This window comes from Streptomyces sp. NPDC087901 (assembly GCF_044742205.1).
GTDB lineage: Bacteria > Actinomycetota > Actinomycetes > Streptomycetales > Streptomycetaceae > Streptomyces.
Genome location: NZ_JBIUUC010000002.1, coordinates 590,358 through 616,533, shown reverse-complemented (window position 1 = coordinate 616,533; position 26,176 = coordinate 590,358). Strand labels below are relative to the sequence as shown.

Below are 26,176 nucleotides of genomic sequence, written 5' to 3'. Positions count from 1 at the left end.
TTGAATTTCCGGGACGGCAACAGAGCCTGCCGCCTCCCTGTTGAACCGCTTCACCTGCGGCCGGTCACGCCGGCTCAGTCAGCAACGCTCCACCTCAGACACAGGAACCGAACGGCGGTCGCCCGCCACGTGTCGTCCTGGTGCGCCTCGAAGGGTTGACGCAATGACGCCGAATTCCTCCCCCTCCTCCACGGCTCCGAGCCGGAGAAGCTTCCTCGCCACGGGCGCGGTCGCCGCTGTCGCCGTGGCCGGTGGGGTGCCGCTGCTCGCCGCGTGCGGCGGCTCCGGCTCCGGTTCCGGGAGCAAGGAGGGCACGACGACGGGCAAGGCACTCAAGAAGGTCGTGCCGACCTACGCCCCGCTGAACCTGGTCCAGCCCGACGTCGCGAGCGTCAACGGGTCGAGCCCCGGCTTCACCAAGCTGCCCGACCCGCTGGTCGTCTCGGTCAAGTCGGTCCCGGGCAAGGGCTCGAAGTTCCGGGTCATGACGCCTCTGTGGGGCACCGTCCCGAAGAAGAACAACCCGTACTACACGGCCGTGAACAAGGCCGTCGGCGCCACGCTCAACTTCGACCCGCAGGACGGCAACACGTACCAGGACAAGATCGGCGCGGTCCTCGCCGGTTCGGACATCCCGGACGTCATGACCATCCCCGGCTGGAACATGCAGGGGCAGATCCGCAACGCGATCAGCGCCAAGTTCGCGGACCTGTCCCCCTACCTGGCCGGCGACGCCGTCAAGAAGTACCCGAACCTGGCGAACATCCCGACGGGCGCCTGGCAGTACTCCGTCTTCGGCGGCAAGCTGCGCGGCCTGCCCATGCCGACGCCGATCATCGGCAACGCGATCTTCTACCGCAAGGACCTGATCGGCTCCGGCGCGGTGCCGGCCAGCGCGGACGACCTGCTGTCCTTCGGCAAGGAGTACACCGCCCCCAAGAAGAAGGTCTGGGCCTTCGACGACCTCTGGACCTGCATCCAGAAGATCTACGGCCTGCTCCCCGACGCGCCGCACTACTGGCAGCTGGAGAACGGCAAGCTGGTCCACAAGATCGAGACGAAGGAGTACCGCGAGGCGCTCGCCTTCGCCCGCAAGCTCCACGACGGCGGGTACGTCCACCCCGACGCCGAGGCCAACAAGGACGCCGACTCCAAGATCCGCTTCACCAGCGGTCACGTGGTCATGTACAACGACGGCACCGGCGGCTGGAAGGGAATGGTCACCGAGCAGGCGACCGCCAATCCGAAGTTCGACATGCAGGCGCTGGACTTCTTCAACCAGGACGGCGGCAAGCCGACCCTGTGGCAGGACGACCCGGCCGGCATCTTCACCTTCCTCAGCAAGAAGCTCTCCAAGGCGCAGATCGAGGAGTTCCTCGCGATCGCCGACTACGCGGCCGCGCCGTACGGCACCGAGGAGTTCATGCTCACCAACTACGGCGTGAAGGGCACCCACTACACGCTCAAGGACGGGGCCCCGACCTACACCCCGCAGGGTGTCGAGGAGGCGCAGCCCTCCACCTTCCTGTTCCTCGCCTCGCCCCCGACCTCCATCGCCTACCCCGACCAGCCGCAGCTGGCCAAGGACTACGCGGGCTGGATGGCGCGCCAGGCCCCGAACGTCAAGAAGCCCCTCTTCTTCGGCATGCAGGTCGTCGAACCGCAGCGGTACGCCTCCCTGTACACGCCCTTCGACGACCTGCAGAAGGACATCCGCCGCGGCCGCAAGAAGGTCAGCGACGTCGACGAGGCCGTGAACACCTGGAAGAAGAGCGGCGGCGACAAGCTGCGCGACTGGTACCAGGACATTCTCGACAAGAACGGCTCCGGCGTCTGACGCGTACGACGCGCACCAGCCGTACGCAGGACAGCAAGAAGGCCGCCGGGGGCGCACGACCCCGGCGGCCATGGCGGAGAGCACGACATGGGGAGCACACGGTGAAGCCACGGGCCACGGTTGCGACCGACCCGGACCGCACCTCCGACGGGGCCAGCGCCCCGGCCGGCGGCAGCGGCAGCGGTGACGGCGACAGCAAGGACGGAAGCGGCGGACGGACGGGCAGGTCGCGGGCGGCCGGCACCCGCCGTACCCGTACGCCGAAGAGCAGACCGGCGAAGACCGGGCCGCAGGCGGGCGGCATCACCTGGCGTCAGCGGCTGCGCCGCGACCGCACCCTGGTACTGATGACGCTGCCGGCCATCGCCCTGCTGCTGATCTTCAACTACATCCCGCTGCTCGGGAACATCGTGGCCTTCCAGGACTACGACGTGTACGACCTGGGCATCACCGGAAGCCCCTTCGTCGGCTTCGACAACTTCACCCGGATCTTCGAGGACTACCGCTTCTGGGAAGTCCTCATCAACACCCTCGTCATCTTCGTCACCCAGCTCGTCCTCTTCTTCCCCATCCCGATCGCCATCGCGCTGCTGGTCAACACGATCATGAGCGCGCGGGTGCGGGCCTGGGTCCAGGCAGTCGTCTATCTGCCGCACTTCTTCTCGTGGGTGCTCGTCGTCACCGTCTTCCAGCAGATGTTCGGCGGCGCAGGGCTGGTCGCCCAGTGGCTGCGTGAGCACGGCCATGAAGGCTTCGACCTGATGACCAACCCGGGCTTCTTCAAGTTCCTGGTCTCCGCCCAGGCGGTCTGGAAGGACGCGGGCTGGGGCGTGATCGTCTTCCTCGCCGCGCTCGCCGCCGTCAACACCGATCTGTACGAGGCCGCGGCCGTGGACGGCGCGGGCCGCTGGCGCCGCATGTGGCACGTCACGCTGCCCGCTCTGCGTCCGGTCATCGCACTGCTGCTCGTCCTGCGGGTCGGCAGCGCGCTCAACCTCGACTTCGAGCAGATCCTGCTCCAGCGCGACCAGGTCGGCGCCGGCGCTTCGGAAATCCTGGACACCTACATCTGGTGGACAGGCATCAAAACCGGCGACTTCGGCTACGCGGCCGCCGCCGGCATCTTCAAGGGGCTGTTCAGCGTCGCCATGGTGCTGGGTGCCAACAAGGTCGCCCACATGCTGGGCGAGCAGGGGGTGTACTCCAAGAAATGACAACTCTCCTGGAACTTGAGAAGGACCCGGCCGGCCCCGCGCCCCGCGCGGAAACACCGTTCCAGCGCGCCATGCGCATGGAACCCCGGCCCGTCTGGGAGGAGGAGCCCACCAAGGCGGGTCTCGCCTTCAAGGGGTTCGGCCTCGTCGCGATCTGCGCGATCGTGATCATCCCGATCTGGGTGGTGCTCGTCACCAGCCTCTCCGACACCAAGGCGATCAACGAGGCGGGCGGCCTGGTCGTCTGGCCGAAGAGCATCACCTTCGTCGCCTACAAGGAGCTGCTCAGCGGTGGCGCGGTGACCCGCGCGGCTGCCGTGAGCGTGGGCCTCACCGTCGTCGGCACGGTGGTCAGCATGGTGGTCTCGGTCCTGTGCGCGTACGGGCTGAGCCGCCGCGACTCGTACGCCCACCGCCCGCTGCTGATGACCCTGATGGCGACGATGTTCTTCGGCGCCGGGCTCATCCCCACGTACCTGCTGGTCACCGGCATCGGGCTGAGTGACAGCTACTGGTCGATGATCCTGCCCAGCGCGATCAGCGTCTTCAACGTGCTGGTCCTGCGCGGCTTCTTCATGGACACCGCGCCCGAACTCATCGACGCGGCCCGCATCGACGGCGCCGGCGAGTGGCGGATCCTGCTCCAGATCATCCTGCCGCTGTCGCGCGCCGTGATCGCCGTGATCTCGCTGTTCTACGCGGTGGGCTACTGGAGCCAGTGGTTCAACGCGATGCTCTACATCCAGGACAGCGAGAAGTACCCGCTGCAGATGATCCTGCGCCAACTGGTCCTCCAGCACCAGGTCCCGCCCGGCGCCATGGGCGCGGCGGTCAGCAACGGTTCGATCAACAGCCTCGCCGTTCAGATGGCGGTCATGATCCTCGCGCTCATCCCCGTCGCGATCCTTTCGCCGTTCGTCCAGAAGCACTTCCAGAAGGGCATGCTCACCGGCGCCGTGAAGGGCTGATCCGAAGTACGGCCCCGGTACGGGGCCGGTCCGCGCACTGTCCGGGACCGGCCCCGCTCCTTCTTCCCCTCCTCCTGTCCTTCCTGTCCCTGCCCTTCTTGTCCTTGTCCTTCTTGCCCTTGTCCTTCTTGCCCTTGTCCTTCTTGCCCTTGTCCTTCTTGCCCTTGTCCGGAAGGTGTTCGCCATGCGCGCTTCGTCAGCGCCCACGCCCAGCCGTAGAACCGTGCTCGCGGGAGCGGCCGTCGCCGCGGCTGCCACAGCCCTGCCGGTCGCGGGCCCCGCCGCGGCCGCATCGAAGCACCACCGGGACGAGTCCACCGAGCCCCATCGCTGGCGGACCGCCGCGATCGGCGGAACGGGTTTCGTCACCGGGCTGCTGTTCCACCCCTCCGTGAAGGGACTGGCCTACGCCCGCACCGACATCGGCGGTGCCTACCGCTGGGACGACGCGAAGGGCCGCTGGACCGCGCTCACCGACCACCTCGGCTGGGACGACTGGAACCTGCTCGGCATCGAGGCCCTGGCCGTCGACCCGGCACACCCGGACCGCCTCTACCTGGCCTGCGGCACGTACGCCCAGTCCTGGGCGAGCCCCGGCGCGGTGCTCCGCTCCGAGGACCGGGGCGCGACCTGGCAGCGGGCCGACCTGACGGTGCGGCTGGGCGCCAACGAGGACGGGCGCGGCGCCGGCGAGCGGCTGCTCGTCGACCCACGGGACAGTGACACGCTCTGGCTCGGCACCCGGCACGACGGGCTGCTGCGCTCCACCGACCGGGGTGCGACCTGGGCTCCGGCCGGCTTCCCCGCCGCCGCGTCGGCGAGCGGCCAGGGCGTGATGTTCCTCGCCGCCGCGGGCCGGGCGGTGTACGCGGGCTGGGGCGACGGCGGCAGCGCGCTCTACCGTACAAACGGTTCCGGCGGCTGGGAGTCCGTGCCCGGACAGCCCTCCGGGAGCGCGGCGACGAGGGTCCCGGTCCGGGCCGCGTACGACGCCCGAGGCCGCGCCCTGTACGTGACCTACGCGGACGCCCCGGGCCCCAACGGGCAGTCCGCCGGCTCGGTGCACCGGCTCGACACGGTGACGGGCACCTGGAGCGAGGTCACACCCGTGCGGCCCGACGCCGCGGCCGGTGACGGCTTCGGCTACGGCGGTGTCGCGGTCGACGCGCGCCGCGCCGGCACCCTCGTCGTCACCACCAACAACCGCTGGGCGCAGATCGACACGGTGTTCCGCTCAACCGACGCCGGCGCCACCTGGACCTCGCTGAAGGACACCGCGGTCCTCGATGTCGCGGAGACCCCCTATCTGCGCTGGGGCGGGGAGTCGGCCAAGTTCGGCTGGTGGATCCAGGCCGTGGCCGTCGACCCGTTCGACTCCCGGCACATCGTCTTCGGGACGGGCGCGACGATCTTCGGGACCCGCGACCTCGTCCACTGGGCCCCGGAGATCCGAGGTCTGGAGGAGTCGTCGGTACGTTTCCTGCTCGCCCCGCCCGGAAAGGGCGCCCGACTCCTCAGCGGTCTGGGCGACATCGGGGTGATGTACCACGACTCGCTGACCGCGTCCCCGTCCCGCGGCATGGCGTCGAACCCGGTCTTCGGCACGGCCACCGGGCTCGCCCTGGCCGCGCTCAAGCCCTCGTACGTCGTACGGACGGGCTGGCCGTCGGGGTCGGCCTCCGCCGGGGCGTCCTCGGACGACGGCGGCAGGACCTGGCAGCCGTTCGCCGCCCAGCCGGAGATCGCCGCCTCCGCCCCCGGTCCGGTCGCGGTCTCCGCGGACGGGTCGGTGCTGCTCTGGTCGTTCGTCCACTGGGACGGCACCAAGTACCCGGCGCACCGCTCCACCGACGGCGGGGCGAGCTGGACCGAGGTCGCCACGTACCCCAAGGGCGCAGCCCCGGTCGCCGATCCGCTCGACGCGCGGCGCTTCTACGTCTACGACACCGACACCGGAGCGGTCTTCCACTCGGCGGACGGCGGGGCGACCTTCGCCCGGGGCGCGGCCGGACTCCCGTCCGGCGACGTGCAGTTCAAGGTGGCGGCGGCCCCCGGACGCAGCGGTGACCTGTGGCTCTCCGCGAAGGACAACGGACTGTTCCGTTCGACGGACGGCGGACTGACGTTCACGGCGGTGGCCGGCTGCCAGGCCTCGCACGCCCTGGGCTTCGGCAAGGCGGCTCCGGTGAAGGGCCGTGAGCGGCCCGGCGCCGGCTACCCGGCCGTCTTCCAGACGGGCAGGGTCTCCGCGACGCACGACGGCGTGGCGGTGCTGCGCTCGGACGACGCCGGTGCCACCTGGGTCCGGATCAACGACGACTCCCACCAGTGGGGCTGGACCGGCGAAGTGATCACCGGCGACCCCCGCGTCCACGGCCGTGCCTATCTGGGCACCAACGGCCGCGGCATCCAGTACGCAGAACCCCAGTAAGGAACGAGAGACGCCATGCCGTCCCTGCGCGACGCAGCCCGTGGCCGCATCCTCTTCGGAGGCGACTACAACCCCGAGCAGTGGCCCGAGGAGGTGTGGGAGGACGACGCCCGGCTGATGAAGGAGGCCGGCGTCAACTCCGTCACCCTCGGCGTCTTCTCCTGGGCGAAAATCGAACCACGCCCAGGAGCCCGGGAGTTCGGCTGGCTGGACCGGCTGATGGACCTGATGCACGCCAACGGCATCGGCGTCGTGCTCGCCACCCCGACCGCGTCCCCGCCGCCGTGGATGGGGGCGCGGCACCCGGAGACCCTGCCGCGCACGGAGGACGGCTCGGTCGTCTGGTACGGATCGCGCCAGCAGTTCTGTGCGAGCTCCCCCATCTACCGGCGCTACGCCGCGGCCCTCACGGAGGACCTCGCGGCGCGGTACGCGGACCATCCCGCGCTCACCGTGTGGCACATCAACAACGAGTACTGCACCCACTGCTGGTGCGACGAGACGGCCGCCCACTTCCGCCGGTGGCTGCGCAGCCGTTACGGCACCGTCGACGCGCTCAACGAGGCGTGGGGCACGGCGTTCTGGAGCCAGCGCTACGACTCCTGGACGGAGATCCTGCCGCCGCGCAAGGCGCAGTACATGAAGAACCCGGCACAGGTGCTGGACTTCAAGCGGTTCACCTCCGACGCGCTGATGGAGTGCTACGTCGCGGAGCGCGACATCGTCGCCCGGCACACCCCGCGTATTCCGGTGACGACGAACTTCATGCCGCTCTGGTCGGGCCAGGACGCCTGGGCCTGGTCGGCGCAGGAGGACATCGTCTCCGTGGACATCTATCCGGACCCACGGGACCCGCAGGGCGGCCAGTACAACGCGATGCTCGCCGACATGACGCGTTCGCAGGCCGCCGGGCCGTGGATGCTGATGGAGCAGGCGGCGGGGCCGGTCAACTGGCGGGGCGTCAACCATCCCAAGCCCGAGGGCCTGAACCGGCTCTGGTCGCTGCAGGCCGTGGCGCGCGGCGCCGATGCCGTCTGCTACTTCCAGTGGCGGCAGTCCCGGCAGGGATCGGAGAAGTTCCACTCCGGGATGCTCACCCACGCCGGCGAGCAGGGCCGCACCTTCCGCGAGGTCAAGCGTCTTGGAGCGGAACTCGCCACGATCGGCCCGGCCGTCGGCGGCGGTGACGTACCCGCCGACGTGGCGATCCTGCACGACTGGGACTCGTGGTGGGCGGGCACGCAGGAGGGCAGGCCGTCCTCGCTGCTGGACTACACCGAGGTCGTGCAGCGTTGGCACCGCGCCCTGTGGGAGAACGGTGTCGCCACGGAGTTCGCCCGCCCCGACGCCGACCTGAGCCGGTTCAAGGCGGTCGCCGTACCCCATCTGTATCTGCTCACCGACGCCTCGGTCGACAATCTCGTGGCGTACGCACAGGGCGGCGGGACCCTGGTCTGCGGCTTCTTCAGCGGGATCGCGGACGTGGACGACCGCATCAGGCCGGGCGGCATGGACGCGCGGCTGCGCGAGCTGTTCGGCATCCGCACCCTCCACGAGTGGTGGCCGCTGGACTCGGGTTCGACCGTGGAGTGTGACGGATTCAAGGGCACCCTCTGGTCGGAGGAGCTGGAGGCGGCCGAGGGCACCGAGGTGGTGGCCGCGTACCGCGACGGCGAGCTGGCGGGGCTGCCCGCGGTGCTGCGCAGGGGCCGCGCCCGCTACCTGTCGACGCTGCCGGAGCCGGAGGCGCTGCGTGCGCTGCTCGGCGACGTGGTGCGGGACGCGGGCGTGGAGCCGGTGCTCGCCGGGCTGCCCGACGGAGTGGAGGCGGTCCGTCGCGGCGGGCTGCTCTTCCTGCTCCACCACGGGCGGGACAACGTCACCGTGACCGTGCCGGGTGCGCACGAGGAACTGCTGACCGGCCGTACGGTCGAGGACCGGGTCGAGCTGGGGCGTTACGGCGTGGCCGTGCTGCGGAGCGCCGCGCCATGACCGTCCGCACACACATCGACGGCACGTGGGAGCCGCGTCCCGCGGACCGCTGGGAGGATGCCTTCCTCGGCGGCAACGGCCGGCACGGCGCGATGGTGTACGGGGATCCGGTCGACGACCGGGTCGTCGTCAACCACCACACCCTGGTCCGGCCCAACGGCAGCGAGCACCTCCGTCCGCCCGAGCTCGCGGACCGGCTGGACCAGCTCCAGAGCGACCTGCTCGCCGGGGACACCACGGCCGCCGAGCGGTTCGGGGCGGGCCGGCCGCTGGTGTGGGTGCAGCCCTTCCATCCGGCGTTCCAGACCAGGATCCGGCCCACACCCGGCTCGTCGTCCGGTTCCGAGGGCTCCGGGCCGCCCCCGGGCTACCGCCGCACCCTCGACTTCACCACCGGTGAGATCACGGCCGCATGCGAGGGCCGGCGCAGTCAGGTCTTCGTCTCCCGCGCCGACGACGTGATCGTCCAGTACGTCACCGGCCCAGGCCTCGCGGTGGACCTGACTCTGGACCACGCGCTGCCAGGCGCTCCGCCGCGCCTCGCCATCGGCCGCAGCACGGTGCTGACGCCGGGAGGTGGCCGGCTGTCCCTCCGGGTGGGGTACCCGGACAGCGAACTCGCCTACACCGGCGTGACCGTGGTCCGGGCGGACGGCGGCAAGGTGTCGGTCTCGGGTGAGGGGATCCGCGTCGAGGGGGCGCGGAGTCTGCTGCTGCTCACCCGGGTGCGGCGCCACACGGGCAGCCTGGACCTGGCCGCGGAGTGCGCGGCTCTGCCGGACGACGACTACCCGACGCTGCTCGGCCGGCACCGCGCACTGCACCGCCCGGCCTTCCAGCGGGCCTCCCTGACCCTGGACGCCGATCCGGCCGAACGCGTTCTGCCCGGGAGCGAACTGGTACGCAGGCCGGGCAGCCCCGCGCTGCTGGAGCGGCTGTTCGCGGCGGGGCGCTACCACCTGTTCTCCTCCTCCGGAGTTCTGCCGCCCCGGCTGACCGGTCTGTGGACGGGCGACTGGAACACCGCCTGGTCGGGGGCGTTCACGACCAACGCCAACCTCAACCTCCAGATCGCCTCGGCGGCGGCAGCCGCGCTGCCCGAGGTGTCCGAGGCGCATGCCTCCCTGGTGTACGGGCAGTTGGCGGACTGGCGGGACAACGCACGGTCACTCTTCGGGACGCGGGGCATCGTCGCGCCGTCGCACACCGACGGCGAGTCCGGCCACACCCGTCACTACCAGCGGGCCTATCCGCTGCACCTGTGGACGGCCGGTGCGGACTGGCTCCTGGAACCACTGATCGAGCACGCCGAGACGAGCGGGGTGACCGACCCCCGGCTCGTCGGAGCGCTGCATGAAGCCGCCCTGTTCTACGAGGACTTCCTGACCCGCACCGCGCCGGACGGCACGGTGGCGGTCGTGCCCTCGTACTCACCGGAGAACCGTCCGGCCAACGCGAGCTGGGGGACGGTGAACGCGACGATGGACCTCGCGGCGGCCCGTCACGCACTCACCGTGTCGGCCGACCGCTCCCCCACCGCTCCGGTCTCGGCACGGCGTCGGGAGCTCGCGGACCGGCTCCCGGACTACCGGGTCAACGAGGACGGCGCGCTCGCCGAGTGGGCTTGGCCTGGCCTGGAGGAGACCTACGACCACCGCCATCTCAGCCACCTCTATCCGGTGTGGCCGTTGGACGCGATCAATCCGTACGACACTCCCGAGCTCTCGGCCGCCGCGCACCGCGCGCTGGAACTGCGCGGATCGGAGAACGACTCCGCGCACGGACATCTGCACCATGCGCTGATCGCCGCACGCCTCCGGGACGGCCTCCGGGTCTCGGCGGCGCTGGACTCCGTACTGGCGGGCGACTTCTTCCACGACTCGCTGATGAGCGCCCACTATCCGTCCCGCAACGTCTACAACGCGGACGCCGCCCACGCACTGCCCGCGGCGGTCATCGAGTCGCTTGTCCAGTCGACACCGCACCGGCTGGTCCTGCTGCCCGCCCCCCTGACCGGCTGCCCGAGCGGCGAACTGCGCGGTGTGCGCACCAGGTTCGGCGCCGGGCTGGACCTGCGCTGGTACCCCGACGGCACCGCCACCGCTGTGCTGCACCCCACCCGTGACGCCCGGATCGATGTCCGTACGGGCGACGGCAGCACTCTCACCGATTCCTCCGCCGGGAACCCCGCGGCTCCGCTGGAGCTGACGGCCGGCGTGGACCGCGTCCTCGAACTGGGGCCGCGGTAGCACTCCCCCCCCACCTCATCCCCCACCATGGAAGGACAACCATGGCAACACGCACCCGCACCCTCAGCAGGTTCGTACTGGCCCCGGCAACGGCGGTGGCTGCCCTCATCGGCTTCGCCGCCGCCCCCGCCCAGGCCGCGATCTGGTCCTCATCGGACCAGTGGGGCAACTACACCACCTCCGACGGCTACACCCTGTACAACAACATCTGGGGTTCCGGCGCAGGCGCACAGTCCATCTGGGCCAACTCATCCGGCAACTGGGGCGTTTGGGCCAACCACCCGAACACCGGCGGCATCAAGTCGTACCCCAACGCCAAGAAGGTCGTCAACAAGTCCATCACCTCGCTGTCGTCGCTCACCAGCAACTACAACGTCACCGTCCCGTCGTCCGGTGCCTACAACACCTCGTACGACATCTGGGACAGCGACTACGACTACGAGGTCATGCTCTGGGTCAACTACAACGGCGCCGTGGGGCCGCTCGGCACCTCGCAGGGAACGGTGACCCTCGGCGGTCACACCTGGACCGTCTACAAGGGCGACAACGGGGCCAACGAGGTGTTCTCCTTCCTCCGCACCTCGGACTCCACCTCGGGCACGGTGAACATCCTGCCGATCCTGAAGTGGATCAAGGACACCAAGGGCTGGTGGGGCAACGAGACCATCGGTGACGTCCAGTTCGGCTACGAGATCACCTCGTCGTCGGGCGGACTGGACTTCACGACGAACGGATTCGGTGTCTCCTCGAGCTGAGTCGTACGCACAAGGAGCCGGCCCCCGCGCGGGGGCCGGCTCGTGCGCGCGTCCGCACCGGGCACTACCTCGGGGCGGGCCCGGTGCTCTCACGTACCGTCAACTCGGGCGCCAGCAGCTCGACTTCGTCCGTGCCGCGGCCGGAGAGCTTGGCGACGACCTGCTCGACCGAGCGGCGCCCCATCTCCTGCGCGGGGATGGCCACGGAGGTGAGCCGCACCGAGGCCTGGGAGGCCACCTGTTCGGGGCAGATCGCGACCACCGACACGTCCTCGGGCACCGCCCGGCCCTGCTGCCGCAGGAGATTGAGCAGCGGTTCCACCGCCGACTCGTTCTGCACGATGAACCCGGTGGTGCCGGGACGCTCGTCGAAGATCCGCGACAGGGTCTGGGCCATCGCCGGATAGCCGCCCTCACAGGGCCGGTGCAGCACGCGTACGCCGGTCTCCTGCGCCTTGGCACGGATGCCGTCGACCGTCCGCTCGGCGAATCCGGTGTGCCGCTCGTACACCGCGGCCGCCTCACCGATCACCGCGACCTCGCGGTGGCCGAGGCCGGCGAGATGGTCCACGCAGAGCGCCCCGGTCGCCTCGAAGTCGAGGTCCACGCAGGTCAGCCCGTCGGTGTCGGCGGGCAGCCCGATGAGCACGGCAGCCCGGCCGGTGTCACGCAGCAGCGGCAGCCGTTCGTCGTGGAGCTCGACGTCCATGAGGATCATCGCGTCGGCCAGCGAACTGCCGGCGATGCGCCGCACGGCGGCGGGGCCCTCCTCACCCGTGAGGAGCAGGACGTCGTAGCCGTGGGTGCGGGCCGTGGTGGCGACCGCGATGGCGATCTCCATCATCACGGGGACGTACATGTCGGTGCGCAGCGGCACCATGAGCGCGATGATGTTCGACCGGCTGCTGGCGAGCGCCCGCGCACCGGCGTTGGGGTGGTAGCCGAGCTGCTGGATGCTCGACTCCACCCGCTCCCTGGTGGGCACCGAGATGGACCGCTTCCCGCTGAGGACATAGCTCACCGTGCTCGCGGAGACTCCGGCGTGCTGCGCGACCTCGGCAAGGGTGACCATTCAGCTCTCCATCACGGGACATCGTCGGACACCGGCACGGAAACCGGCCTGCACCGGCAGTCCCAGTCAGATGTGGCGAAGCGCTTCGACTTCACGTGGCCCGCCTGTGACATGCCCGGATGATGCGAGCCTAGACCTGCCCACACAGCGTGTCCATAGTGCTGTCGAAGCGCTTCGACTCGATGTCCCGGCGGCCCGCCGCCCGAGAGCTGCCGTGGCGGCAGCCTTTCGGCTACCGCCACGATATGCCCGGCCCATGGCGCGGAGCATCAGGGGGACGCGCGGGTTCGTGCGGCTCAGGAGGCCGACGGGGTCCAGGTCCCCAGCCAGTCGGCGATCTCCTGCCCGGCGGCCCCGCTTTCACTGAGCTGCGGCCGGTCGCCGCTCGCCGTCCCGGCGCCCGGTCCGTCGTTGCGGTACTCCGCGAACCGGTCGTCCTTCCAGGAGAATCCGCTCATGTCGGTCCACGGCGCCGGCCGGATCGCGGCGCTCAGGGTGGTGTCGCGGACGGTGGTCATCGGGTCGAGCGCGGCGTCGCCACCGGCGTGCCAGGGGCGCCCGAGGTAGAAGCTCGCCGAAGAGACGTCACCGTTGACCGTGGAGTTGTTGATGAGGAAGCCTTTGCGGTCGGCGGCCGTGCTCGGGGCGGTGATGTATCCCGCGGAGCTGCCGTCCCACCGCTTCTTCAGGGTGATGACCGAGGCGTCGATGACCGCGCTCGCCCGGCCGAAGATGAAGTCGACGTTGCCGACGACGTAGGAGTTCCTCATGTAGACACGGCCGAGCTTGTCCTTGGCGGCGGTGTCGAGCAGCAGGGTGTCCTGATCGCCCTCGGTGATGATCGAGTCGAGGAACACCTTGTCGGCCGCGGTACGCAGTGCGACGGCCTGCAGCCCGCTCATGTCCTGGTGGGCCGCCTCGTCGAAGTCGTTGGCGATGGTGAGGTTGCGGGCCTGGAAGCCATCTGCCTCAGCGGCGACGGTCGCGCTGCCGCCCGTTCCGTACGTCCCCGAGCCGTCGGGCTTCTGCGTGCCCGAGGCGTTGTCGTAGACGATGACGGTGCTCTTGCGACCGGGCCCGGTGCCCTGGAGGGTGACGTTCTGCTTGGCCGAGGGGATCTTCACCAGCTCGCGGTAGGTGCCCGGCGCGATGGCGATGACGACGCGGGCCGTGTTTCCTGCGGGAACCGCGTTCACTGCGGCCTGCACCGTGTCGTACTGACCGCTGCCGTCCTTGGCGACGGTCAGCGTGGTCGCGGCAGCCGCGGCGGTGGACGCGGTCGTGGAGCGCGGCCCTGCGCCCGCCTTCACCAGAGCGGGCACATCGGCGGCGCTGTCGAGCGTGTAGGCGTAGGAGGCGCGCGGGTCGAAGGACGTCCCGCCGCCGCTCTCGTTGCGTCCGCTCGTACCGGCGAAGATGCTGCCGCGCTGGACCAGGGTGGCGGTGCTGTCCCGGGTGACGGGGTTCTTCAGACCCTCGAAGTAGCTGTTCTCCAGGACCATGTTGGTGTGCCCGCGGGCGTAGTTGCCGTAACTGGCCGTGATGTCCGTGCCCGGGTCGTCCTGGAGGTAGTTGTTGTACAGGTGGGCGTGGGCCACGTTGTCGGTCGAGGGGTTGCGCTGTTCGGTCTCGTGGAACCAGTTGTGATGGATCGTGATGTCGGCGGTGGTGTTCTCCGTCCAGCCGATCCCGAAGGCCTTGTTGTCGTGCTGGAGCCGGTTCCAGGACACGGTGAGGTACGTGGTGTCCTTGCGGCTGTCGATCAGCCCGTCGGCCATGTTCCGCAGGTCGTTGTGGTCGATCCAGACGTGGTGGGCGCCGTCCATCTGGATGGCGTCCCAGTCGTGGTCCTTGTCGTTCCAGATTCCCGCGTAGGAGTCCCGGATCGTCAGGTTGCGGATGATGACGTTGTGCACTCCCTGGCCGAGGAAGAAGCCGCCGCCGACGATGTGACCCGAGGTGCCGGAGCCGATGATCGTCTTGTCGGAGGCGACCTTGATCTCCTTGCCCTTGGGATCCATGGCGATGGCCGCCGCGACGACGATGACGTAGGGCTGCGTCGCCGTCGCGTACTTCTCCAGGTCGGCGAGGGTGCGCACGGTCACGGTCGCACCGCCGCGCCCTCCGTACGTTCCGTCCTGTCCCAGGGCGTCGACCGATGCGTACCCGTCGGCCACCTCGTCGGCCCGGACCGAGGAGGAGGAGGAGGCTGCGACGGCGGCCATGCCCGGAGCGTCCTGCGCTCCGGGCAGACCGTTCGCCGTGGTGGCGGCGACTCCGGCCGCGAGGGCGGTGGCGACCGCTGTCGCCAGGGCCAGTCGTGTTCTGCGGCTGCGGCTGCGGTGGCTGCTGCCTGCCGGCTTGTGGGGGGCGTGCTGTGCCGTTCGGCGTTCCGCTGTCATGACCTGAACCGTTCCCGTTGAGGAGATGTGGCGTTCAGGTACTGGTTGCCGCCGGTGGCCGCATGGTTGCCGGGCACGCCCGGTCAGATCGGCTTCAACTGCCATTGCTGGCAATGGTTGTTCAGCCACGACCACTGCCGCACGTCCGCCCCGTCGGCGGCCGAGCAGTCGGCCACATCGGCGACCTTCCCCGACGCCTGACCGACGATGCGCACCCAGCCGCCCGCCTCCGTGGTGAGGAACCTGAAGCGCTGGCAGGTGTTGTCCAGCCAGGACCACAGCCGCAGATCGGCCCCGTCGGCCGCGGAGCAGTCCGCGGTGTCCAGGACCTTTCCGGTGGCCGCGTTGACGAGCCGGCTGGTGTCGTCGCCCTGGTCCTCGATGCGCCACCGCTGCCGGCTGCCACCGTTGCACGTGCCCTGGAGGACGCCGGCCCCGTCACCGTCCGAACCGGTGGCCACGTCCATGCACTTGCCGGTGGCCCGGTTGACGACCGTGTAGGCGGTGGGGGTGGCTGCCGTCTCCCCGGCGGGTCCGGCTGCCGTATTGCCGAGCGCGAGGGGTGTGCCGAGGTTCGGTGTCCCGTCGGAGTTCCAGGTGAACTTCTGCGCCCGGGTCGTACGCCCGTTGTCGCAGCCGTCCGAGGACGCGTCGTTGGCGTGGTAGACGATCCAGCTCTCCGATCCGTCCGGGGAGGTGAAGAAGCCGTTGTGTCCCGGCCCGAAGACGCCCGCCGAGTCCTTCCTCCGGAACACGGGATCCGTCTTCTTCGTCCAGGAGGACGCGGACAGCGGATCGGCGCCGCTGAGCGTGAGCAGCCCGAGCTCGTAGTCGGGAGTCCAGCAGCCGCTCGCGGAGTAGACGAGATACGTCTTCCCACCCCTTTGCAGCACCTCGGGTCCCTCGTTGACGGCGGCGCCGGACTTCTCCCAGTCGTGCACGGGTGTGGAGATAGTCGAGAAGGACCCGCTGAGCGTGTACGGGTTCGCCATCGGCGCGATCACCAGGTTCTGGGTTCCGCCGCCGCTCGCGCTGCCGAGGAGATACAGCTTGCCGTTCACGGTGAGCACGCTCGGATCGAGCATCCAGTCGCTGCCCAGCCGGCTCTTGTACGTATACGGCCCCATCGGGTCCGAACCGGCGCTCTGAAGGACATGGACCCGCTGGGTCGGGTTGTAGTCGGCGATGTTCTGCCCCGCGACGTAGTACAGGTACCAGCGACCGTCCGAGTAGTGCAGCTCGGGCGCCCAGATGTTGCAGCAGCGGGAGGCCGCGTCACCCTGCCAGACCTGCACGCTCGGTGCGGCCTCGAGCCCGGCCAGCGTGGGCGACTTCCGCATGGTGATGACGTCGGTCCAACTCGTCGTCACCAGGTAGTAGTTGCCGTCGTGGTACGAGATCCAGGGGTCGGCGCCCTTCTGCGCCTTGACGGGGTTGGTGTACGGGCGCCCCTCGGCCGCCGATGCGGGTGCCGGCTGTCCCAGGGCCAGCGCGAGCAGGAGGGCGCTCAGCAGGGTCAGTAGGCGACGGGCCATCCGCTGCTCCAGTTCAGGAGGTTGACGCCGAGCTTGGGAGTCCCGTTGTCCTGGCCGTCGTAGTAGTGGTAGACGAGCAGATCACCGTCGGAGTCGGCCAGCACCGACTGCCCGCCGGGCCCGATGTACCGGCCGTGCGACTCCAGCACCGTCGTACCGCCGTTGCTCAGCATGTTCACGCCGTTGCGGTCGTAGTACGGCCCCGTCACGCTCGCGGCGCGGCCGACCTTGATCTTGTACGTGGAGCTGGTTCCCGCACAGCAGGTGTCGTACGAGGCGAACAGGTAGTAGTAGCCGTTCCGCTTCACCACGGACGGCGCCTCGATCGCCTTGGTCCCGGTGGGGCGGGACGCCAGTGAGCGGCGAGCGGTGTCACCGGCGTACTGCTTTCCGGTCGAGGGGTCGATCCGGATCATCTTGATCCCGGTCCACCAGGAGCCGAAGGACAGCCACCATTTGCCGTCGTCGTCCACGAGGAGGTTGGGGTCGATGGCGTTGTAGTCGCTCGACGCACTCGAGGTGTACACCGTGCCGTAGTCGGTCCAGCTGCCCGGCTGTCCGGTGGTGGAGCCGGCCAGCCCGATGGCCGAGGTGTTCGACCCGAAGGAGGAGACCGCGTAGTACATCAGGTACTTGCCGCCGTGGTACGAGATGTCCGGCGCCCATGGATCGGAGGCCGAGGAGTAGTTCGTCCACCAGCTCGGCGGCGTGCTGAACGCCGATCCGGAGCGGCCGAAGGCGGTGCGGTCGGTGGAGGTGCGCAGCTGAAGGTTGTCGCCGGTCGAGTAGAGCAGATACTGCCCCGAGGACGTCCGGACCATCGAGGGGTCGTGGACGACGATGTCGCCCGTGACGGTGCCGGGGTTGGGGTAGGCGGACGCGCTGCCCGGCACGAGGGCCAGGAGAAGCGCGGCGGGCAGGACCGCGAGGATCCTTCTGCGGGTGGTGCGGCTCATGAGGGGACCTCCTGCGTTCGGGTACGGGAGGAGCGTGGACTCGTACTGCAGTCGCCGCGGAGGGGCCTGTGGTTGCCATGGGCATGCCACTAATTGAGGAAATCCAGCGACCCGGTACGGCTCTAAGAGTGTTCGGCATTTCGAATGGCGATCGTGACTTCGAACGGGACCGTAGAGTCGAACAGCGTTTACGTCAACGGATCGCGCACGCCCGCATCAAGAATGCGCACAGGGGGCGTCGACCTCCCAGCCGGTGGCGGGCCAGGGGGTCGGCCGGCGAGTGTCGAGCAGCCGTCAGCGCAGGTCGTTCAGCTCGGGCTCGGGTGCGGAGATACGGAGATGACGGGCTCGTGGTGGTTCATGGGGGGGGCTCCAAGGTTCCGCTCGCATGCCAGGGGACCCGGTGTGTGTTAGATGTCAGCCGCAAGGGACGGGGGGTGGCATTGGCGGGCGGCGGCGTCGCCTTGGTCGACGAAGTCCTCGTACACCCCGACCTTGAACCGAATCAGGTCCAGGGACTCTGCGAGCCTGCCGATCTGGGCAGTGACGTGCGCTTGGTGCTCGCGCATGAGCGCGAGCCGCTCTTCCTCGTTGCCGGTCCCTTCTCTGACAAGGTCGGTGTACCGGCTGAGCGCGGGCAGGGGCATGCCTGAGGCGCGGAGAATGATGCAGACGGTCAGCCAGTCGACGTCGTCCTGGCTGTAGAAGCGTCGCCCGCCGGGCCCTCGTCGAACGGGATTGACGAAGAGGCCCTCGCGCTCGTAGAAGCGCAGCGCGTGAACGCTCAAGCCGGTGCGTTCGGCGACCTGTCCGATGCTCAGACTCGCAGTGGTCTCAACCATGTCAGTCAGGGTAACGGGGGTTGATCTAGAGCCGACTCTAGATCCTAGGGTCCCTCGTGCGGCCGACACTTCTGCCGCTCTGCATGCTGGGTTGAACGGACAAGGGGCATCTCCATGCGTTATCGCACTCTCGGCAGGACCGGTATCGAGGTCAGCGTCCACTGTCTCGGGACCATGATGTTCCAGGACGGCTGCAACTCCGATCACGAGGACTGCGTCCGCATCATCCACGCCGCCCTCGACAGCGGAATCAACTTCGTCGACACCGCTGACATGTACGGACAGGGTGAGTCCGAGGAGATCGTGGGAAAGGCGCTGCGGGGGCGCCGTGACGACGTCGTACTCGCCACCAAGGTCCACTTCCCGATGGGCGAGGGCCGCAACCGCGGTGGCAACTCGCGACGTTGGATCCTCAAGGCGGTCGAGGGCAGCCTCAGGCGCCTGAACACCGACTGGATCGACCTCTACCAGGTCCACTTCCCCGACCACTCCACTGACATCGAGGAAACCCTCTCCGTGCTCAGTGACCTCGTGCAGCAGGGGAAGATCCGCGCCTTCGGCTGCTCGAACTACCAGGCCGACGAGATCGTCGAGGCGCACCACGTCTCCGAACGACGCGGCCTCGGACGCTTCCGCACCGACCAGCCGCCCTACTCGATCCTGGCCCGCGGGATCGAAACCTCGCTCCTGCCCGCCTGCGAGCGCTACGGAATGGGGGTACTGGTCTGGAGCCCCCTCGCCTTCGGATTCCTCACCGGCAAGCACCGCAGGGACCAGCCCATCGATCTGAATGCCGGTCGTGCCGCGCTCCGGCCGGCATTCTTCGATCCCGCGATCGCGGAGAACACCGCCAAACTCGACGCCGTCGAACAGCTCGTCGAACTCGCGACAAGCATCGGCTGCACCCTCCCGCAACTCGCCATAGCCTTCACCGTGGCCCACCCCGCCGTCACCTCGGCGATCATCGGACCGCGGACCATGCAGCAGCTGGAGGGCCTGCTCCAGGGCGCCGCGCTCACCCTGGACGACGCAACCCTCGACCGGATCGACGAGATCGTGCCGCCCGGGACGAACCTGTACAACCCCGCAACCTCGTTCCCACCGCGATCACTGACCGAGACCGCCCTGCGGCGCCGCCCACTCGCCGACCGCTCAGCGGCCTGAGCGGCTTGATCGCGGTAACGGGCGGGCATCGGCATTCAGGGCGTCACGGGCCTGCGCGGTGCGCGTCTCCTGGCTCGGCCGAGCCGCCGCCCGTGCCGGCCGGGCCGCGCACTGGGCTGCGGCCGGCCGAGGCACAGGGCCAGGAGGTTCCGGACGTGTGACGTTCAGTTCTGCCGGGGCAGCAGCTCCGCCTCGAACCGGTCCAGGAAGGCGTCGATGGAGGCATCGGGGGAGGGATCGGTGGAGGGATCTGCGGGCCGGGCCCCGGCGGAATAGATCACGAACTTGGTCAGGCCGGCCTCGATGTACGCGTCCAGCAGCCGGTGCAGTTCCGGCCAGCCGGCAGCCACGAGATCCCTGGGGTCGCTTTCCGGAACGCGCCGCCGAATCACCTGGGCGAGGTCGTCCGGAATGCCGCCCTCGGCGACGGTGAGGCTGATCCCGAAGTGGTCGGGCTCGATCGTCCGGCCCGCTTCCGCCGCCGCGGCCTGAATGGCCTCCCGGGCCCGTCCGGCAGCCGCGGGCGTGAGGAACGAACCGAGCCATCCGTCCCCGTACCGCCCGGCCCTGCGCAGTCCTGCGGGCGCGCTGCCCCCGAGCCAGATGTCCAGGGGTTTCGCGGGCAGCGGCCCGATCCGCGCGGCATCGACGCTGAGGAACTCCCCGTCGAATCCCGCGACTTCCCCGCTGAGTGAGGCCCGCAGCAGCTCCAGGGACTCGTCGAACAGCGCCCCGCGCCGTCCCTCAGGTGCGGGGAACAGCTCACGCTCGCCGGTCCGGGCGGGCTGGAGGCCGAACACCGGGAGCACGCGCCGGGGCGAGAGCCCGGCCAGGGACGCCAACTGCTTGGCGACCAGGACCGGGTGCCGCCCCGGGAGCACCGCGACCGACGTACCGACCTTCAGCCGGCTCGTCCGGGACAGGGCGTGCGCCATGCCGATGAAGGGATCGACCGCGTCCGAACAGACCTGCTCCGACAGCCAGAGCGAATCGACTCCGCCGCTTTCGAGACGGTCGACGATCCGGCTGAAATCCGACAGGGGCGAACCGGCACCGAGCCCAACACCGAAACGGATCTTCATGGATCTCACGATACGCGCGCGCACGGAGAGGGCGCAGCCACCCGGGCTCAGGCGTTGAGCAGAACGGGAAAGGCCTCCATGTCGTTCTGCGTCATCACGGGAAGCTTGCGGATGTCCGCATCCGGCACCGCGAGCCGCAGCTCCGGGAAGCGCCCGAAGAGCGCCGGCAGGGCGATCCCCGCCTCGACGCGTGAGAGCGCCGCACCGGGGCAGATGTGCGGGCCGTGACCGAAGGTCATGTGCCGGATGGGGGTGGGGCGGGTGATGTCGAAGGCATCGGCGTCGGGGCCGTGCTGCTCCGGGTCGCGTCCGATCACCCGGTAGGAGATGACCACTCCCTCGCCCTTGGCGATAACGCCCTCACCCACCTGGATGTCCTCGGTGGCGAACCGCATCAGCAGATGGGTGGTCGGGGTGTCCCACCGCAGGGTCTCCTCGATCACGGTCTCCCAGGAGACCTCTCCGTCGAGGACCTTCCGCAACTGTTCGGGGTGGGCCAGCAGGGCACGTACGGCGTTGAGAATGAGCCCGATCGTGGTCTCGTGCCCGGCCGCGACCATCGCCTTGAGGTTGCCGATCACCTCTTCCTCGGTCAGCGGTTCGCCGCCCTCGTCGGCGAGGATGAGCGCGGAGGTCAGGTCGTCGGTCGGCTGCGCGGCCTTCTCCCGTACGAGCCCGGCGTAGAAGACGTCCAGGTCGGCGAGGAGGGCCAAGCGCTCGTCCTGCGGGGTGAGCATCGAGAAGAAGGCCTTGTACTGGCGGGTCAGCATGGCGTTCGCGGCGGGGTCGACCCCCATCAGCATGCCGACGACCCGCATGGGCAGCGGCTGCGCGAACACGGACTTGAGGTCGACGACGGCCCCGTCCTTACCGCCCTCGGCGAGCGCGTCCAGCAGTTCCTCGGTGAACTTCTCGATGTCGGGGCGTATCGCCTCCAGCCGGCGGGGCGTGAGCGCCTGGGAGGTCTTGGTCCGCAGCCGGCGGTGCTCGTCGCCGTCGACGGTGAACATGGACCGGCCGGCGTCGATCATCCCGATGAGCGGCCACGCGTGCGTCACCTCGCCGCTCTGCCACAGACCCCAGGCGTCGAGGTCCTTCACCAGCCGGGGATCGAGCAGGAGCTGCCGGGCGTCCGCGTGCCGGGTGATGGTCCAGGCCGGTACACCGAGCAGCTCGATCCGGGCCAGCGGCCCGGCGTCGAGCAGCCGCGCCGTCTCACCGTCCAGGTCCTGGACCATCGGGTCGATGACGACGGTCCCGCCGTCCGGGGCTGCTGCCTGGGCGGCGGCGTGGGGGCAGTTCACGAGAAGTCTCCTGTCGTACGAACGGGGGTGAACCGAACAGGGAGCGCGGTAGAGCCTCGAAGGAACGCGGAAGGCCGTCGCACGAGTTCGCCGGCGGGGACGCCCAGTTGGAGATCGGGCAGCCGGTCGAGCAGGACCTCGATGCCGGTACGGGCGATGATCTCGGCGATCTCCTGCGCGGGGAACGGGCATCGGTACTCGCCGTGGCTGAAGGCGAGATGGGCACCGTTGCCGCCCTGTGCGGCTGCTCCGGTGTCCGACATGCTCTGGCGGATCAGGGGGTCGGTATTGGCGGCACCGAGCCCGAGCAGCAGCATGTCCCCGGCCTTGATCCGCTGTCCGCCGAGCTGGGTGTCCCGTACGGCCCAGCGTCCGGCGAGGATCTGGGTGGGCGTGTCCTCCCAGAGCACCTCGTTCATGGCCTCGCCGATGCTGCGCCGGCCGCGGGCCATGGAGTCGGCGAACTCGTCCTCGGTGAGCATCAGCCGAAGGGAGTTGCTGATCCAGTCGGCGGTGGTGAGGTGCCCGGCGGCCGTGATGGCCATCAGGTCGAGCATGTACTCCTCGTCGGTGAAAGCCTCGGGAAAGGCGAGCATGCGCGAGGTCACGTCGTCCCCGGGCGCGGCCCGCTTCGCGGCCACCAGCCTGGCCATGTGTTCCCCGAACCGCAGATGGGCGCTCTGCGCGTCCGGGCCGCCGTCGGCAAGGTCCTTCAGCACCCGGGCGATGTCGGCGCCTTCGGCGTCGGGGAACCCGACCAGCCGGGCGAGGACGAGGACGGGAAGGGGATCGCAGAAGTCAGCGACAAGGTCGGCCGTACCGCGGCTGCACACGTCGTCGATGAGCCGGTCGGCCAACTGCTCGCAGTGGCTGCGGATCTGATGGGGGTCCGCGCCTTCCAGGGCCGGCCCGACCATGCGGGCGTGCCGCTGGTGCTCCTCCCCCGCGCTGAAGTAGATGGACGGCAGGGGACGCCCCACCATCGGCAACAGGGGCCAGTCGTCGGGGATGTGGGGCCATTGGTTCCAGAGGCCGACATCACGCGGGAACAGCGCGCCGTCGCTGGTGACTTGATGGAGTTCGCGGTACCCGATGACCAGCCAGGCGGGGAACCCGCCCGGCAGCTCCACGGGGACGACAGGCCCGTGATCACGCCGCATGGCGCGGTAGGCGGCCTGGGGTTCGGTCTGGAAGCCCGGCCCGCCGAGCGGCACGGCCCCGGCGTGAGCCGGACAGCCGGGAGGCGGTGGAGGAGTGGACGGCGCGGGCTCGGTGGATGAAGGGCGCGTCATGAGTCCTGACTCCTGTGGCGACAGCTGCAAGCGTCACGATCATGCGATCAACGCACGTTCACTATAAGGATTTTATGTGACGCCGGAACGGTCGAGGGCGATCAATTCCGCACCTCGAACAGAACAACAGGACGACATCTCGGCACAATTGATAAGCATCACGATGTACCGCACCGGGCGGAGCCGACCTCGCAGAGGGCCCCGCCCTGGAGCCCGACATTGACCAGCCCGGCACCTCTCTCGTCCCCGAGTCCGCCGCCGCCTTCACCCTCCACGAGCTTCAGCGCATGCCAGCGCTCCAGCCAGTACACACGCCCGCGGTGACCGGCGAGCGTTTCCCGCAGCGAGAGTGGAGCGTGCGTCCAGACCACGGGGAGCTCACCCGAGTAGTCGAAGGCGGGACGCAGTTCGACCCATCCGTCGTCGCGGACGTCACCGGAGGTGAGCAGGATCTCGACGGCCCGGCCCGGCTCCTGCCGGCACTTCTTGGCATGGATCCAGTGCACACGGTGCCCCGCGGCGTAGCGGGTGCAGTCGTCGCTCCGCACGGAGTCGTTCTGGGTGAGATGACGCAACATGGTGAGGTTCGCCTTCCGGGGTGAGGACCCCGAGTGCCCTGCACCGCGGTCCGCTGTTCCCCGTACCCTGCGTACGGGGCAGGTCGTCACCCGGAGCACCCGCAGCGGAGCGGGGTGCCGTCCAGCAAGCCGGGGCTGTGCACTGGAACTCATGACCCGTCCAAGACTCTAACCCACGCACTCGGCAGGGCCCGACGGGTGGCCAGGAGCGCGGGGCGCCCGGCCCGACGGGTGGTCAGGAGCGCCGGGCGCCCGGCCACGGGCGCCGCCCACCCCCGAACCACCCGCCGGGCCGGGGACCACTCACCCGGTGACGAGACCCGGGTCGCTCGAACCGGGCCGGCCCGTCTCGACGTGCCCGGCGAAGCGCCGCAGGAACGTGGCGTCCACATCGGAGACGACGGTGACGTCGTACCAGCTCTTGCTTCCCCGCAGGTCAAGCGCGTGCTTCACAGTCGCGCCCGCACGGACCTCGAAGGTCTGCACCCCTCCCCCGTACCCGACGGCACTGCGAACGGTCAGACGCACAGTCGCGGAACCGCCATTGACGAAGGTCAGTTCGAGCCCACCGGTGGCGGCATCATGACGAGTCGTCACCTCCGGCCCCGCCACCTTCCCGGCCGCCCGGAAGGTGCGCAGGAATCCGTTGGGGCCGTGGACGGTGAGGTCGGTCACTCCCTTGGAGTAGGCGGTGTTCCAGCTGTCCGAGAGGGACTTTCCGGCCTCGGTGGTGTAGGTCCAGGGCCCGTCGGTGCGGTTCGCGGAAGTCACGAGGAACTGCGCCCCTGCGGCGGCGCCGCCACTGAAGGTGAGGCGGTACTTGCCGGTGGCCGTATCGGCGGCACCGTCCACGAAGGGCGCGTAGCGCAGCGGCCGGGTGGGCCGGGCCCCCTTCTCCTGCTTGGGCACGCTGCCGGTGGCGGGCGGCGCGGGGACGTAGTCGGGGTGCCGGAGGCGGTCCGGAGGCTCATAGGCATCCGTCGACGGCAGCGAGACGTCCGAGGTGTCCGAACGGCGGAAGTCGAAGGCCGAGGTGAGATCACCGCAGACGGCGCGCCGCCAGGGCGAGATGTTGGGCTCGCGCACACCGAAGCGCTGCTCGATGAACCGGATGACGGAGGTGTGGTCGAAGACCTCGGAACACGCGAACCCGCCGGTGCTCCAAGGGGAAACGACCATCATGGGCACCCGCTGGCCGAGCCCGTACGGACCGGCTGCGTACCGGATGTCGCCGGGGAAGTAGTCGGCGGAGGTGTCCACGGTGGACAGGCCCTGCGAGGCCCCCGACGGCACGAAGGGCGGCACGATGTGATCGAAGAAGCCGTCGTTCTCGTCGTAGGTGATGAAGAGGGCCGTCCGGCCCCAGACCTCGGGGTCGGCGGTCAGTGCGTCCAGGACCTGCGAGATGTACCAGGCACCGTAATTCGCGGGCCAGTTGGGATGCTCGCTGTACGCCTCCGGGGCAACGATCCAGGACACCTTCGGCAGCGTCCCGGCCCGGACATCGGCCTTCAGGTCATCGAGGAGCCCGCCACCGTTCTTGATGTCGGTCCCGGTACGCGCCTTGTCGTACAGCGGATCGCCGGGCTCGGCCTCGCGGTAACTGTTGAAGTAGAGGAGCGAGTTGTCGCCGTACGTACCTCGATAGGCATCGTTGATCCACCCCCAGGACCCTGCCGCGTCGAGCCCGTCACCGATGTCCTGGTACACCTTCCACGACACCCCGGCCTGCTCCAGCCGCTCGGGGTAGGTGGTCCAGCCGTACCCCGCCTCGTCGTTGCCGAGCACGGGACCGCCGCCGGACCCGTCGTTCCCCGTATGTCCGCTCCACAGGTAGTAGCGGTTCGGGTCGGTCGACCCGATGAACGAGCAGTGGTACGCGTCGCAGACGGTGAACGCGTCGGCGAGGGCGTAGTGGAACGGTATGTCCTCACGTGTGAGGTGGGCCATCGTCGTAGCCGTCTTGGCCGGCACCCACTGGTCGTACGCACCCTTGTTGAACGCCCGGTGCCCGCCCGCCCAGTCGTGGTTCAGGTCCCGGAGGAACTGCATCCCGAGCTTGTCGGCGGGCGGCCGGAACGGCAGCACCTCCTTGCCGAGGAGGTCCTTCTGATGCCAGACCGGCTTCCCGCTGGGCAGGGTGACCGGCCGCGGGTCACCGAAGCCGCGGACGCCGTTCATGGTGCCGAAGTAGTGGTCGAAGGAACGGTTCTCCTGCATCAGGACGACGATGTGCTCGACGTCCTGAAGGGAGCCTGTACGACCCCGCGCGGGAAGAGATGCGGCGCGGGCGATGCTGCTCGACAACGCGGTGTAGGCGGCCGTGCCTCCGGCGAGTTGCAGGAGGCGGCGACGGTTGAGTTCTGCCATGGGTGGGGGCCTCTGCAGGGTGAGGGGATGTGGGGGCGAAAGCGACTGGAGTGTTCCAGAATCGACCGCCCCTACGGAAGACCCGTGCGGTGTGCACGTGATGGCTATCGACCGAACAGTCGGCAACGGAACG

General features: G+C 69.4%; 18 protein-coding genes and 1 riboswitch. Of the genes, 8 read left to right on the top strand and 10 right to left on the bottom strand.

Annotation, left to right across the window (positions count from 1 at the left end; all coding sequences use genetic code 11):
• Positions 1 to 163 precede the first annotated feature (163 nt).
• From ACIOEW_RS08175 to ACIOEW_RS08145, 7 genes are all read left to right on the top strand, one after another.
• A complete protein-coding gene (locus tag ACIOEW_RS08175; RefSeq protein ID WP_362542026.1) occupies positions 164 to 1,837 on the top strand; it encodes an extracellular solute-binding protein in 1,674 nt (557 codons plus the stop codon).
• Between the two features lie 101 nt (positions 1,838 to 1,938).
• Positions 1,939 to 3,051 carry an ABC transporter permease subunit gene (locus ACIOEW_RS08170; protein WP_362542028.1) on the top strand — a complete coding sequence of 371 codons (1,113 nt, stop codon included), beginning with the start codon at positions 1,939 to 1,941 and terminating at the stop codon, positions 3,049 to 3,051.
• Complete coding sequence (locus ACIOEW_RS08165; protein ID WP_362542031.1) at positions 3,048 to 4,019, top strand: carbohydrate ABC transporter permease; 972 nt, start codon at positions 3,048 to 3,050, stop codon at positions 4,017 to 4,019. The genes ACIOEW_RS08170 and ACIOEW_RS08165 overlap by 4 nt, the downstream gene beginning before the upstream one ends.
• Before the next feature lie 184 nt (positions 4,020 to 4,203).
• Entirely contained in the window at positions 4,204 to 6,450 is a 2,247-nt protein-coding gene (locus ACIOEW_RS08160) for a WD40/YVTN/BNR-like repeat-containing protein (RefSeq protein WP_401962440.1), read from the top strand.
• A 15-nt stretch (positions 6,451 to 6,465) separates the two neighbouring features.
• Positions 6,466 to 8,442, top strand: coding sequence for a beta-galactosidase (locus ACIOEW_RS08155; RefSeq protein WP_401962437.1), 1,977 nt, complete (start codon positions 6,466 to 6,468; stop codon positions 8,440 to 8,442).
• A complete protein-coding gene (locus ACIOEW_RS08150) occupies positions 8,439 to 10,691 on the top strand; it encodes a glycosyl hydrolase family 95 catalytic domain-containing protein (protein WP_401962435.1) in 2,253 nt (750 codons plus the stop codon). The genes ACIOEW_RS08155 and ACIOEW_RS08150 overlap by 4 nt, the downstream gene beginning before the upstream one ends.
• A gap of 41 nt (positions 10,692 to 10,732) precedes the next feature.
• Positions 10,733 to 11,446: a hypothetical protein gene (locus tag ACIOEW_RS08145; protein ID WP_401962433.1), complete on the top strand. Its 714-nt coding sequence runs from the start codon at positions 10,733 to 10,735 to the stop codon at positions 11,444 to 11,446.
• Between the two features lie 64 nt (positions 11,447 to 11,510).
• Here the strand turns inward: ACIOEW_RS08145 and ACIOEW_RS08140 are convergent, their stop codons facing one another.
• From ACIOEW_RS08140 to ACIOEW_RS08120, 5 genes are all read right to left on the bottom strand, one after another.
• Complete coding sequence (locus ACIOEW_RS08140; RefSeq protein ID WP_362542044.1) at positions 11,511 to 12,518, bottom strand: LacI family DNA-binding transcriptional regulator; 1,008 nt, start codon at positions 12,516 to 12,518, stop codon at positions 11,511 to 11,513.
• A gap of 296 nt (positions 12,519 to 12,814) precedes the next feature.
• A complete protein-coding gene (locus ACIOEW_RS08135; RefSeq protein ID WP_401962431.1) occupies positions 12,815 to 14,920 on the bottom strand; it encodes a pectinesterase family protein in 2,106 nt (701 codons plus the stop codon).
• A gap of 83 nt (positions 14,921 to 15,003) precedes the next feature.
• A complete protein-coding gene (locus ACIOEW_RS08130) occupies positions 15,004 to 16,455 on the bottom strand; it encodes a family 43 glycosylhydrolase (RefSeq protein ID WP_401962430.1) in 1,452 nt (483 codons plus the stop codon).
• On the bottom strand, positions 16,437 to 17,411 hold the full coding sequence (locus ACIOEW_RS08125) for an arabinan endo-1,5-alpha-L-arabinosidase (protein ID WP_362542052.1): 975 nt from the start codon (positions 17,409 to 17,411) through the stop codon (positions 16,437 to 16,439). The genes ACIOEW_RS08130 and ACIOEW_RS08125 overlap by 19 nt, the downstream gene beginning before the upstream one ends.
• 410 nt (positions 17,412 to 17,821) lie before the next feature.
• Positions 17,822 to 18,253 (bottom strand): MerR family transcriptional regulator, encoded by a 432-nt coding sequence (locus tag ACIOEW_RS08120; protein ID WP_362542055.1) that lies wholly within the window; start codon positions 18,251 to 18,253, stop codon positions 17,822 to 17,824.
• 114 nt (positions 18,254 to 18,367) lie between these two features.
• Here ACIOEW_RS08120 and ACIOEW_RS08115 point away from each other — a divergent pair, with 114 nt between their 5' ends.
• Positions 18,368 to 19,417, top strand: coding sequence for an aldo/keto reductase (locus ACIOEW_RS08115; protein WP_401962427.1), 1,050 nt, complete (start codon positions 18,368 to 18,370; stop codon positions 19,415 to 19,417).
• 164 nt (positions 19,418 to 19,581) lie between these two features.
• On the opposite strand, the gene ACIOEW_RS08110 is transcribed toward ACIOEW_RS08115, so the two are convergent.
• From ACIOEW_RS08110 to ACIOEW_RS08090, 5 genes are all read right to left on the bottom strand, one after another.
• Complete coding sequence (locus ACIOEW_RS08110) at positions 19,582 to 20,499, bottom strand: TIGR03854 family LLM class F420-dependent oxidoreductase (protein ID WP_401962426.1); 918 nt, start codon at positions 20,497 to 20,499, stop codon at positions 19,582 to 19,584.
• A gap of 47 nt (positions 20,500 to 20,546) precedes the next feature.
• Positions 20,547 to 21,803: a cytochrome P450 gene (locus ACIOEW_RS08105; RefSeq protein ID WP_362542064.1), complete on the bottom strand. Its 1,257-nt coding sequence runs from the start codon at positions 21,801 to 21,803 to the stop codon at positions 20,547 to 20,549.
• Positions 21,800 to 23,095, bottom strand: coding sequence for a cytochrome P450 (locus ACIOEW_RS08100; protein WP_362542066.1), 1,296 nt, complete (start codon positions 23,093 to 23,095; stop codon positions 21,800 to 21,802). Before ACIOEW_RS08100 ends, ACIOEW_RS08105 begins: the two co-directional genes overlap by 4 nt.
• A 158-nt stretch (positions 23,096 to 23,253) precedes the next feature.
• Entirely contained in the window at positions 23,254 to 23,673 is a 420-nt protein-coding gene (locus tag ACIOEW_RS08095) for a hypothetical protein (RefSeq protein ID WP_401962423.1), read from the bottom strand.
• Between the two features lie 47 nt (positions 23,674 to 23,720).
• Positions 23,721 to 23,830: riboswitch (SAM riboswitch) on the bottom strand.
• 146 nt (positions 23,831 to 23,976) lie between these two features.
• On the bottom strand, positions 23,977 to 26,043 hold the full coding sequence (locus ACIOEW_RS08090) for a phosphocholine-specific phospholipase C (RefSeq protein ID WP_401962421.1): 2,067 nt from the start codon (positions 26,041 to 26,043) through the stop codon (positions 23,977 to 23,979).
• Positions 26,044 to 26,176: the final 133 nt, after the last annotated feature.